We start from the raw sequence: 12,560 nt of genomic DNA on the forward strand, positions 1-12,560 counted from the left end.
TGATTTTCTAACCAGGTATAGATTTTATTGTGACACGGAATACACAAGGATTTTTAAGTTCACCTATACCTATGTTATCAAGTCATGAGTTGTTGCAGTAAGTAGGGACACATGATGGATTTCAAAAGTTTTTCTGAGTTACGTGAGTTTATTCGCCGCTACAATTCAATATCCGTTTTGGAGATAGGAACTCAAAAATGCTGGCAAAAGTGGGAAACTCAATACTCAGATCATATAGATAGGTCGCATAGTAACACCGAACGCAATTATGCTGTCCGGCTCATGTTAATTGCTAGTGCAGGTAATCCCCATCGGAGAGAGAAGATTAGTGTTCAGACGTTTGATAATTTAATTTATACTTACCACAATTGGGGTGGACACACTATTTCAGATCAGCGTATTCTTGAAGAAGAAGTCAACATTATATTAAGCTCAATCTTAGATTGGGAAAATAAAAATGAAAAACAAGTACGTAACTGGACATTAAGGCTAAGTAGTATTTTAAATAAAGAAGTAATTCGTACTCATATAGCTGGTTTATTCATACAACGTCTAGGAGCTTTTCAAAATGCTGGTTTTGGATATCCACTTTCTCGTATACACAGAACAATCAAGCTAATTGAGTTATTAGATCGTCGCTCAAATCAACAATTTTCAAATGATTTTTTTAATCATATAGGTCTAATTCCAACAAATTACTTCAGGCAATTTTTAGCTTGTTTATCTCTGTTTGGCTTCTTTGCCAAAATAAAAGGTTTTTTGGATTTTTCTCAGCTTCCTGTTATGGAAGATGAACTTGAACAATTAGGCATTAATTCAGAAAATTTAAAAGTATTTGTTAAACAAAATAGTACACTTTTCTCATCAAAAGCTGATACTTCATTTCGTAGTAAGATCAACAAAACTCTTAAGAGTGTTCCTGATTTTTATCAGCCGCTATTTTACAACTATTTACTAGAGATTCCTTTTATTGAATTGAATAATGAAAAATTCTGTTTGCCAGATCCTTTTTCTTTTACGGAATCATGCTGGAATCAGATAAAAAGTATTGTTGTTAATCATAACCGAAGCCGCGCGTTTGAAGATTATCTTGAAAATGTACTATTTCCTTTTATTTGCCCCAAATATTTTGAAAAAATACCTGAAGTCAAAAATTCTATCTCTTGTAAAGATAAGCGTGCTGATTTTCTTATTACAACCCAAAATTCATATATCGTAGTAGAGTGCAAAAGTAGTGTTATGTCTTCGGATACCAGTGCTTATTTTCAGGCTGATAAACTTGCTGATCTTTGGTGTCGGATTCACTCTGCGTTGGAGCAAATTGCAATAACAGTAGAGGCTCTTAATCTGAAGGATAAGCCTGTGATTCCTCTAATTATGACTTTTTATGACAGTATTGCTGCATCTACAGTTTTTGGAGAAATGGTAAAGCAAACTGATTATTGCTCTCTTATGGGGTTGAATATACCGCCAGTTGTCTATTCTCTACATGAATTTGAACATTGGATTTCTGATAGAAGTCTCAACAATTGGTCAGAATCAATCCTTGCAAAACAGAACGCTTTGTCTCCGGTATTACCTGACAATAAAGGACATAATTATGAACACTTAAATGATATTCATATTCTTTAACTCAACTGGGCAACGAGTTGATTTTCTAACAAGGTGTCATTTGTCAACAAATCTTCAACGGAGATTCGCAAAAATCTTTGCTCATCAACTTGAAAGAGGATTTTCACGCGATCGCTCCCCGGATACCCTGGCGGTGTGAGTTGAGCAATGGTTCTCGCGCCTGCGCTATCATTCAGAGGTTTAACGGTGGTTTCACCGCTATCGAGACGGCGAGTAATTAAGCGATCGCCATCAAAATAAACTTCGGTGTTGCCTGTGTCTGCGCCCAATTCCCCAATAATTAATTCGATGCTAGGTTGATTCTCCACAGATGCGCCTAAAAATAATTCCACCGCTTGATTCATTGGGTAAGCTTGCCCTGATTTAATAATCGGATGCCAACTGTGGCGTTGGTTGCGTCGATCCCAGTAACGAATACCATAACTGTGGTAGAGAAAGTCTTTGATTTCCACGCCTTGAGATAACTGCAATGCACCTTGGGCGATCGCTTCAAAAGGCTTTTCGCAACGGATTTTTTCTGGTGCAAAATACTGTTTTACCCATGTCTGCACTGCTGGTAGTTGCACAGTTCCCCCAACTAACAACACTGCATTAATATCTGCGAGTTCAATTCCCTGGCGGCGTGCTTGCTGCAAGAGATTGGTCATTGACTCGTCTAGGCGCTCAAAAAATCCGTGTTCTTTGAGGATATTTTCTAACTGATCACGGTCTAAATTTAATTCGTAACTGGTAAATGTTTCATCGTCAAAATAAACTTCACTGGCTTGGTTTTGAGTTGATAGCTGAATTTTGACTTTTTCGGCTAATCTTGTTGTCAACGGACTCACCGCCAATTCTTGAGTTTTGGCAAAGTAATCAACTACCCAATTATCAATATCTGTTCCGCCTAAATTTTGCCCAGCTTTTGCCAATACACGCGCGGTTTTGACTTTTTGCTTGGAATTTTCCGCTAGGGATTTATTACCAAATTTAAGCAAAAATCCGATGGGTTTAGTGTTTCCTTGTGCGCCTTTATCCAAGCTGACTAGAGATAAATCTAATGTACCGCCACCAAAATCAATCACCAAGAGATTTTCTTGATCAGCCAAACCGTAACCCAAGGCGGCGGCGGTGGGTTCATCTAACATCCGCACTTGTTCGACGGGGAGGCTTTGACAAACTGTACCTAACCAGTGGCGATAAGCTTCAAAACTATCGACGGGGACAGTTAATATGAGCGAGTCTAAGCCGCCTTCTAAGGGTGCTAGTTGGGCAATCACTTGATTGAGAAACCATTGTCCAACTTGTTCAAAGGTGAGAGTTTCTCCGTCTAATTCTGGTAAAAAGCCTTGAATTTCTGCACCAATACCGCGTTTGAAGCTGCGAAAAAATCGAGATTCGCCTTTGAGATCTAAACCGCGATCGCGTACTTGTTGCCCTACTAAAACTTTACTCTGGGCTGCGTCTTCTACATACACCAAGCTGGGAATCAGTGGGGGATTGAGACTCTGTTGAATTGATAAACCAGGTAAACTCAGAGTTTCCGCCTGCTGGGTGACAGGATTCCAACGGGCAATGACTGTGTTGCTAGTACCAAAATCGATTGCGATCGCCATAGTCTTTTTATTATTTCATGCCAAAGCGCAAAATTTTCTCAACAAAAATATTATTTTCCCATAAGCCAGCAACTACGCAAATGGGCGATCGCTTCTTCTTTTCGTTTGGCTTCAACTTCTATCCACGGTGCTTGATAATAAATATCAGGCATATCGGTAATTAAATCACTGTGTTTTCTATCTTTAAAGGCTGTTTCACCGTTAGAAATATGAACTAATTGCCAATCTGGATTTTTCCAAGTTGATCGCGCCGCTTCAAACATAGTAGCCACACTCGGATCATTGTAGCTATCTAAATTTTCGTGACAAATATGGTGATGAGCGTCAAATACCAGCGGAATTTCGGCTTCTTGGCAGACTGCTAAAATTTCACTAGCACTATAGGCGTATTCGTCGTTTTCTAAAGTTAAGCGACTTTTGATCGCTTCTGGTAATTGTAAAATCACTTTTACCAACTTTTCGGCGCGTTGCGATTTCCCACCATGAATATTCATCAACGACCAAGGCGAACGAGGTAAACCAAGTAAATCTAAGTCTCGCGCGTGTCTAGATAAAATATTAATACTGGTTTGTACAACTTCTGGTGAATCAGAACTCAACACTACAAATTGATCAGGATGCAGTACCATTCTGATACCAAGTGCAACTGCGCGTTGACCAATTTTGCCCAACTCATCAGCCATTTCTTCTAAGAGATTTTCGCCAATTTGGTCTTCTAAATCATTCATGGGGAATAAATTAGAAGTCATTCGATAGAGGCGAATTTGATTCTGTTCACAGAAAGTCAAAGCATCATGTAAACGCTGCAAGTTATGTTGATAAAGTTGCCGTAATGTGCTTTCCCGTTCCGCCAGGGAGAATTTTAAGTAACGCGTGCGTGTGATTGTTTTAAAGCGAACTTGCTGAGAAACTGTAATACAAACTAAGCCTAAGTTTGGCAGAATAGTTTGCGGCTGTTGCTGTTGATTCACTAGATTTTGGCACTGGATAATGGTCATTTTTGCAAATGCTGGAGTTTTCGCTACTTTATTGATTGAACTAATTTCTGCCTTCTCTGCTAAGTCTCTCTAGGATGAATTTTCCCGATATTAAATTTCAACAGCAAAAATTCATCCCAACGTTAATTTATCCAATGCGCTGTCGGGATGAATTGCGATCGCCAAGACAGTCAAGATATCAGGCAATATAAATAACAGCAAAAGACTGTAACCTGTAACCTGTCACCTATCACCTACTAAACTTTAGTGCGATCGGTCAAAATTTCATAACCAGTTTCTGTCACCAAAACTGTATGCTCAAACTGAGCCGATAGGGAATTATCTACTGTTACAGCTGTCCAACGGTCAGCTAATGTACGGGTGTGTTTAGAACCTGCGTTTAAAATTGGTTCAATTGCTAAAGTCATTCCCGCACGCAATTTCACATTCGGCATATCTCGTGTGCGAAAGTTAAATACTGAAGGTTCTTCGTGCAAGTTCCGACCTACACCATGTCCGGTGAATTCTTCTACCACGCTATAACCATTGGCTTTTACATGGTCTTCAATCGCTCCAGCCAAGTCAAGGAGATATGCACCAGCTTTAACTTGTTCTATACCTTTATATAAAGCTTCTTCAGCTACACGAATTAAGTTAGCCGCTTCTGGGGTAACTTCACCAACAGCAATTGTAATACAAGAATCGCCGTGGAAACCTTGATAATAAGCGCCTGTATCTACTTTTAATACATCCCCTGCACGGATGACTTTCTTGGGACTGGGGATACCATGTACTACTTCGTTGTTAATACTGGAACAAATAGAGCCAGTAAACCCGTGGTATCCTTTAAAACTTGGGGTTGCATCCATTTCCCGGATGCGTTTTTCTGCGTAAGCATCCAAGTCGGCTGTTGTCATTCCTGGTTTGACTAGTGCAGAAATTTCTTTCAATACCGTTGCAACTATTTTCGCCGATTGCCGCATAATATCAATTTCACGCGGCGATTTGATTTCGATTCCTCGGCGTTGTTTTTTTGCTGGTGTGACTTTAACTGGTTGAGAAAGCAAGTTGCTAAAAATGTTCATGTGCTGATAATAATTACTGATACTTTGTCGCTACGGAGCCTATGCTTTTTCTAGGATAATTGAGAAACTATATCTATATTTAATTTATAACAGTTCATAGGCTTGAAATTCAGTTGTTGTCTATGTTTGATGATTAGTTTATGTCCGCATCTCACAAATGACCTATAACTGATTTTTTCCAGGTAATTACAAATTACCGACAATAATTTCTCCTGTCATCCCAGCTTCAGTATGCCCTGGTATGGTACAGCGTAAACTATATTTTCCGGTTTTTAAAGGGACAAAAACCCATTCAGCTTCTGCACCTGGCTTTAATTCTAGTTCGTGAATAGCTCCTTTAATTTCTACTTTGCCGGCTTCTACTTTTTGTGTCCAAATGCCATCAGCAAAATCTTTAGCTGTAAAGTAGTGTTTTAATTGACTGGGATTTTTGAGTTGTAGTAGATAGCGTTTACCTGCGATGAACTCTAGGTGATTTGGTTCAAACTTGAGTTCGTTGGCAGAATTACCTAAGTTTACTGTAATTTCTGTAGCTGGTTGTTTTAGCAAATCACTAGGTAAATTAGCTGCAATTGCTGAGGGAATGAAATCGATAAAACTCAGGCTTAGTATCAAAGACAATTGAAATATAAATGCTTTCACTAAAAATTTTTTCATTACTTTTTTGTCCTCGCTAAAAAAATGACATTGACAATTCATCATTAATGATGATTTTTATCTGCAACAACAGCAGGCCCAGCTGTAACTACTACAATTTTATCTGGGTGGAGTAACTCACGGGCGGCTTGATTGACTTGGGCAAGGGTAACTTGTTTAATTTGATCAGCGAAGGAATTTAGTTCTGTTATGTCCATTCCCCGTACCTGATTCATGAGAATTGTATGTGCTAATTCTTCAGGGTCAGCGAGGGAAATTTTATAGTTGCTAATTAAGGTATTTTTAGCTGTTTCTACATCGTTTGCTGTGACACCTTGCTGATGAATTTCTTGTAAGAGTTTGCGGGTACTAGCGATCGCTTTGCTACTATCTTCAGGACTAGTTTGCATTTCAATCCAAAATGTCCCAGAATTTTTTTGCGCTTGCAGGTAGCTATATATACCATAAGTTAAGCCTTGGCGATCGCGCACTTCTGCTCCTAAGTAACTAGATAATGTATCGCCTCCCACAATTTGATTTAATACTACAGCTGCATAATATCGTGGGTCTTGACGGTTAATCCCTGTACTACCCATAAAAGTAATAGCTTGAGTTTTACCTGCAATCACAGGGTTTACACTTAACCCACTATCTGGTAAATTCACCTCTGGATATTGTTGCTGTGGTGGTTGACCACTAACTGGCCAGTCTCCTAATTCTTGTTGGATAAGCGATCGCACTTGAGTAGGTTCAAAATCTCCCACTATAACTAGCACTGTTGTATCTGGACGATAATATTTTGTCTTAAAAGCAATGGCATCCTCACGCTTAATTCTTTGTAGACTCTTTTGAGTAGGGAAGGTATGCAGGGGATGTTGTTTCGGGTAAATTGATTGGACAAAAATTCTTTTAGCTACTTCTGCGGGATCATCCAGTTCTTGTTTGAGGTCTGTTAAAGCTTGCTGACGATTTAATTCCAATTCTTTTTTGGGAAATGTACTGTTTTTCACCGCATCCGCGAAGGTTTGAATCAAGATGGGTAAGTCGGCGGCTAAACTATCAGCTTCAATCCTGACACCTTCACGATAAGCGGTAAAATCGAGCGATGCACCTCTTTCTTCTAAGGCTTTAGCCAAAGTTAAGGCATTTTTGCTTTTAGTCCCACTCATTAAGTTATCAGCGACGAGGGATGCTATTCCCGCTTGATTTTCTAAATCAAATTCTGTTCCCGCTTTGATGTGGCCGTTTAAAGTTATGGTAGGAGTACTTTTATCTGGTAATAGTAATACTTGCAGACCGTTAGCTAAGGTGAATTTCTCTGGTAGAGCAGGGTTAGAAGTGTTGTAACTGCCATTGTGAGAAACTTGCTTAATAGCATCCGTTGTTTCTTCTAATGATGGTAAATATTTATCCACCTCTGATGCGGGTACAGGTGTAGTAGCAGCTAAATTTTCTGTAGTTTGATTTAAGTTGATTTTTTTACCAGTTTCCGTGATTTTTTCCTCAGTTGGCTGGAATAAGCCGACTACACGCATTTCTGGTTTCAGGTATTTGTTAACTACATTAATAATATCCGCATCTGTAACTTGACTAACAGCCGTTAAATAACGTTCAGTATAACGATAGTCACCAGCGGTTGTTTCATCGTTAGCTAATTGCATTGCTTGGCTGGTAATATCACGATTACTTAAAATCACTCCAGCTTCTACCTGCATTTTAGCCCTAGTAATTTCCTCCGCCTTCACCCCTTTTTGCGCTAAATTAGCGATCGCACGATTTAATACTGTTTCAATCTTTTTCAGATCTTGATGATCATCTGCTGTCACTAACAATTCATACCAGCCAGCATCTCGCAAACTAGCGACAGAAGCTGTTACTTCACTCGCTAAACCAGATTCCACCAAAGCCTGATAAAGCCGTGAATTCCTTCCCTCTGTCAAAATGTAATCCATCACTTCTAAAGCAGGAATATCTGGGTGATTTAAATTAGGTAATGGATAAACTACTTGTAGCATCGCTGCTGCTCCCTGTTCTCTGAGTAAGATGGGAGTGTTGAGTTTTGTTAGCGGTAGCGGGGCGTTTAGCCCGTGCTGAGTAAAAAATTCTTCCCCTGTCCCCTGTCCCCTGCCCCCTGCCTCCTGCCTCTTCGGTAATTTACCAAATATCTCTTTGACTGTTTCTAGAGTTTTCGCTGTTTGGAAATCTCCGACAATCACTAAAACAGCATTATCAGGAGTATAAAATTTCCGATAATATTCTTGTACTTGTTCAACTTGGAACTTTTCTACATCTGCTTTGTTACCACCAACAGGTAAACCGTAAGCATGGTTAGGAAATACTGCGTGCATTACAGCACGATTGAGGCGATATTCTGGACTATTTTCATAGCCTTGTAATTCTGAAATTACTACCCGTTTTTCACTTGCTAGTTGCTCAGGCTCAATGAGAGAATTTTGCATTCTATCTGCTTCTAGAACTAACAATGCTTTAAGTTTGTCTCGTTCTATAGTGCTATAGTAAGCCGTTTGGTCGTAACTAGTAAAAGCATTTGAGTCGCTACCTAAAGCATTAAATAACCTACCAAATTGAACTGGACGGTCTTTTGTACCTTTGAACATCATGTGTTCTAGCTGATGTGCAATACCATTTACTCCTGGTGCTTCATGGAGTGAACCGACTTTGTACCACATTTGCACACTCACAACTGGTGCAGTATGTACTTCTTTTGTTAAAACAATCAGACCATTTTCTAATATGGTTTTACGCACGTTTGCTGTTATGGTTGAAGAATTTATATGAGTTGCAATCAAGTTGGTTTTAATATTTTGAGATTTTAATGTAGCTGTATACTTGCTGTTAGCTGGTTGATCAGCTATCAAAAATACTGTAATTATCCAGAGACTTAACAGTAATAATGACCAACGATATTTATACCCTATAAAAAACCGAAGCATTTTTTTGGTAGATGTATTTATTAAATCTAATTACACACTTATAAGCGTAATTAGTAATAGTCTATTCTTTTTTCGGGATCGCTGAAATCAGCGACACTACCAAAGAAAAATTAGTCTAACAACAAAAAGTATATAAAGAGGTAAGTTTATTTAACCGAGTTTATTTAAAGTCCGAATAAATTCTAAAGGTAAACCATCACTGTCTGCAATAAAAGCTACTTCCCAAATGCGATCGCCTATTTGCTGTTGTGTTGGTTCTAAAAGGACTTTGAGGGGTGATAATTGTTCTGGCTGGCTTTGTGCTGCCAATGCAAAGCGTGTTTTTAAGTCTATCAGCCAGCTAGGTAAATCTGGGGTGACTTCTGTTAAATCAAAGGATAAATGATAATACCCCACATAATGCTCATCTGCAAAAGCATCTGGTGCTGGTTTTGGTTCGGGAATTTGAATCAGTTCAATTCGTCCGCCTAATCCTTCCATCCAACAAGCCAGGGTATAGCCTGTAGTGAAGCGTTCACATACTGTAAACCCCAGCAACTCATAAAAAGCGATCGCTTGATGAATATTCGCAGTGCGGATAGAGGCGTGGTGCATAATTTGTCAATAGTCAATTGTCAATGGTCATTTGTCCTTTGTCATTTGCATTTACTTATGACTATTGACTAATGACCACTGACTCTTATTCAAACAACCTGAAATAAGGGTAGCGTACAGGAACCCCTGGCTCTTTTTCCAGATCGAAATTAATCACTTCCCAGCAAGGTTCTGCTGTGGAATCGGGACTAAATTCTACTGGTAAGCCATATAGACGCGCTGATGTCGTCTCTGGCTGTCCAGAACGCCAAGGAGTGCTGCGTTCTAAATAACCACTCATCAACTCCTGATAACGTCTGGCAATAATTACCCGTGTCGCTCGGTAGCCTTGGGTATACAGTTTGTCCAAAGCTTCGTGAATTTCAAACCGTATCCCATCAGGATGAGTGTGTTGTCTATACCATTCCCCATTCCATCTGCGCCAATGACGACCTGACTGTAGATGAATTAACTCCTCAGTCGTAGGGTTGGCTTCAAACGCGCCATGACGAGGACAAAGATAGGTATCTGTAAGTGTCAAAGCCGGAATAGTTTGCCGACAATGGGGACACTGAATTTCGTGACCAAATATTGGGTACTGCAAACCTGGATTAATCATGAAGTGCGTACAAACATAATTTCTTCTTCACTAGCACCATTAGGTTCGATTTTACACTTCGGCTCCTCCACTTTGGGCGAATTGTTTGTAACTGCACGGAAACGTATTTGCAGTTTAGAACAATTGTAGACTGTGTTTTCCTCAGTGTAGAGGCCTAACAACATGATATTCTGGTTATGCAACCAGTCCCTCAACGGTTGGAGTTTCTCCAGTGTTCCTGGGTACCATATTCTTATTCTATCGTGTCTACTGCTTCTTACTGGCCATCTCCTGATTTTTCTCCAGCAGCCTTTGTCGCAGATAATGCTGTTGTCATAGGTTCTGTGAAAATCCAAGCAGGAGCCAGTATTTGGTATGGAGCAGTCATTCGGGCAGATGTAGAGCGTATTGAAATTGGTGAATGCACAAATATCCAAGATGGAGCCATTCTCCACGGCGACCCTGGTTTGCCCACTATTTTAGAAGATCATGTGACTGTAGGACATCGTGCTGTGATACATTCTGCCTATATTGAGCGCGGCAGTTTGATTGGCATTGGGGCAGTAGTTTTAGATGGTGTCAGGGTGGGCAGCGGTAGTATTATCGGTGCAGGCGCAGTTGTGACAAAAGATGTACCCCCTTTATCTTTAGTCGTGGGCATTCCTGGTAAAGTTTTACGTCAACTAAGCGAAACCGAAGCCGCAGAACTAATTGAACACGCTGAACGTTACAAAAAGTTAGCCTTAGTTCATGCTGGGAAGGGCAATGATCTTGGTTTTCACCAACACTAAAAGACTAAGAAACATGAAGAATAACAAATGACAAATGACTATTGATAAATGACTATTGACCATTCTGTAATTTTTCTTTACATAGAATGTTGGAAAAAATGCCCACTTCAGCTAAAAATAAAAATGAGAAGAGTTGATAAAACTTTAATTTCTACTTAATAGAGGGGTTCTAAATTATGGATATCGATTTTCGTGTAGCGATCGTTTTAGCGCCTATCGCTGTTGCAGCTGGCTGGGCTGTGTTTAACATTGGTGCAGCAGCTTTGAGACAAGTTCAAAACTTTTTAAACAGAGAAGCCTAAACATAAATTTACATTAGCACCTTCAAACCGACTGTTTCTGGTAAAGGGCAGTCGGTTTTGTTGATAGAAGGCAGAAGGCAGAAGGTTAAAAAATAAAATTTCACACTTCATACTTCATTTTGTGGATATCGATTCTTTACTTCAACCCTTGCAACATTTTGGTGTCAATCTGGGACTCTCACGTATTCTCAAACTATTGGCAAACCTTGGCAATCCTCACGATCGCATCTCGGTGATTCATGTTGCTGGTACAAATGGTAAAGGTTCTGTTTGTGCTTATCTGTCTTCAGTGCTGACAGAAGCTGGTTATTGCACAGGGCGTTACATTTCTCCTCATCTCATTGATTGGACAGAACGGATTTGTATCAATGAACAGCCAATTTCTTCAGAGGAATTGAGTCAACTTTTACAAAAAGTCCAGGCTGCTGTTTCCCCTGATGATGAATATCCCACTCAGTTTGAGATTATTACCGCAGCTGCTTGGTTGTATTTTGCCCAGCAACAAGTTGATATTGCAGTCATAGAAGTTGGGTTAGGCGGCCGTTTAGATGCGACTAATGTCTGTTCTGAACCCTTGGTGACAGTGATTACTTCCATTAGCCGCGAACATTGGCAACAATTAGGGCCAACGGTAGCCGATATTGCTAGAGAAAAAGCCGGAATTATCAAGCCTGGGTGTCCGGTTGTCATGGGTTCATTGCCAGCCGATGCCGCAAAAGTTGTGCGATCGCGTGCCGAAGAATTACAATGCCCAATATTTGCACCCCAACCTGCACTGCCAATCTCTCCAGGCTGGGCAGAATATCAGACAATTCAAAATCCTCGAAATTCAATTCAATATCCTCTACCGTTACAAGGGCAAATTCAATTAACTAATTCCGCTTTAGCCTTAGCAACATTAGAAATTCTCCAACAACAAGGTTTGCCAATTCCTGCATCAGCCATTATCAACGGTATGGCAAAAACCAAATGGCCAGGAAGAATGCAATGGCTAACTTGGCACAACCATAAATTATTAATTGATGGCGCACATAACCCCGCAGCAGCACAAGTCTTGCGTCATTATGTTGATAGTTTAAATCATCAAAATGTAACTTGGATCATGGGAATGCTCTCTACAAAAGAGCATAGTGATATTTTTCAAGCTTTGCTAAAAAACGGAGATACATTATATTTAGTCCCAGTTCCAGATCCTAATTCAGCTAATCCTCAAGAATTAGCAAATCTTGCTAGTAATATTTGTCCTGAACTATCTTTTTGTCAAACATATTATGATTTAACATCCGCCTTAGAATCTGCATTTACTGACACAAGTAATTTAGTAGTTTTATGTGGTTCACTGTATTTAATTGGTCATTTTTTAGGCACATTAAATCCTGCGTAAACAAAAAGATACCCGACTTCTTAAAGAAATCGG

General features: G+C 39.7%; 11 protein-coding genes. 4 read left to right on the forward strand and 7 right to left on the reverse strand.

The window, feature by feature from the left end; translation table 11 throughout:
• Window positions 1-111: 111 nt before the first annotated feature.
• A complete protein-coding gene (locus NCWK1_RS01910; RefSeq protein ID WP_222838758.1) occupies window positions 112-1,632 on the forward strand; it encodes a hypothetical protein in 1,521 nt (506 codons plus the stop codon).
• Here the strand turns inward: NCWK1_RS01910 and NCWK1_RS01915 are convergent.
• From NCWK1_RS01915 to NCWK1_RS01945, 7 genes are all read right to left on the reverse strand, one after another.
• Entirely contained in the window at window positions 1,629-3,227 is a 1,599-nt protein-coding gene (locus NCWK1_RS01915; protein ID WP_103123514.1) for an Hsp70 family protein, read from the reverse strand. The genes NCWK1_RS01910 and NCWK1_RS01915 overlap by 4 nt on opposite strands.
• A 50-nt stretch (window positions 3,228-3,277) precedes the next feature.
• Window positions 3,278-4,225 carry a UV DNA damage repair endonuclease UvsE gene (uvsE, locus tag NCWK1_RS01920; RefSeq protein WP_103123515.1) on the reverse strand — a complete coding sequence of 316 codons (948 nt, stop codon included), beginning with the start codon at window positions 4,223-4,225 and terminating at the stop codon, window positions 3,278-3,280.
• Window positions 4,226-4,461: 236 nt separating this feature from the next.
• Entirely contained in the window at window positions 4,462-5,289 is an 828-nt protein-coding gene (map, locus tag NCWK1_RS01925) for a type I methionyl aminopeptidase (RefSeq protein ID WP_096581846.1), read from the reverse strand.
• 186 nt (window positions 5,290-5,475) lie between these two features.
• Window positions 5,476-5,946: a cupredoxin domain-containing protein gene (locus NCWK1_RS01930; protein ID WP_096585468.1), complete on the reverse strand. Its 471-nt coding sequence runs from the start codon at window positions 5,944-5,946 to the stop codon at window positions 5,476-5,478.
• A gap of 44 nt (window positions 5,947-5,990) precedes the next feature.
• The gene (locus tag NCWK1_RS01935) at window positions 5,991-8,879 is read right to left on the reverse strand and encodes a M16 family metallopeptidase (RefSeq protein WP_103123516.1); all 2,889 of its coding nucleotides are present in this window, start codon (window positions 8,877-8,879) and stop codon (window positions 5,991-5,993) included.
• A 150-nt stretch (window positions 8,880-9,029) separates the two neighbouring features.
• Window positions 9,030-9,473, reverse strand: a complete 444-nt coding sequence (locus NCWK1_RS01940) for a VOC family protein (protein ID WP_103123517.1) — start codon at window positions 9,471-9,473, stop codon at window positions 9,030-9,032.
• Between the two features lie 85 nt (window positions 9,474-9,558).
• Window positions 9,559-10,071 (reverse strand): TIGR02652 family protein, encoded by a 513-nt coding sequence (locus tag NCWK1_RS01945; protein WP_096581840.1) that lies wholly within the window; start codon window positions 10,069-10,071, stop codon window positions 9,559-9,561.
• A gap of 242 nt (window positions 10,072-10,313) precedes the next feature.
• On the opposite strand from NCWK1_RS01945, the gene NCWK1_RS01950 reads away from it, so the two are divergent.
• From NCWK1_RS01950 to NCWK1_RS01960, 3 genes are all read left to right on the forward strand, one after another.
• A complete protein-coding gene (locus NCWK1_RS01950) occupies window positions 10,314-10,841 on the forward strand; it encodes a gamma carbonic anhydrase family protein (protein ID WP_096585466.1) in 528 nt (175 codons plus the stop codon).
• Window positions 10,842-11,017: 176 nt separating this feature from the next.
• On the forward strand, window positions 11,018-11,143 hold the full coding sequence (locus NCWK1_RS01955) for a photosystem II protein Y (protein ID WP_096581838.1): 126 nt from the start codon (window positions 11,018-11,020) through the stop codon (window positions 11,141-11,143).
• Between the two features lie 121 nt (window positions 11,144-11,264).
• Window positions 11,265-12,527: a bifunctional folylpolyglutamate synthase/dihydrofolate synthase gene (locus NCWK1_RS01960; protein WP_103123518.1), complete on the forward strand. Its 1,263-nt coding sequence runs from the start codon at window positions 11,265-11,267 to the stop codon at window positions 12,525-12,527.
• Window positions 12,528-12,560 lie beyond the last annotated feature (33 nt).

Origin of the sequence: Nostoc cycadae WK-1, from assembly GCF_002897135.1 — a bacterium.
Taxonomy (GTDB): Bacteria; Cyanobacteriota; Cyanobacteriia; order Cyanobacteriales; family Nostocaceae; genus Nostoc_B.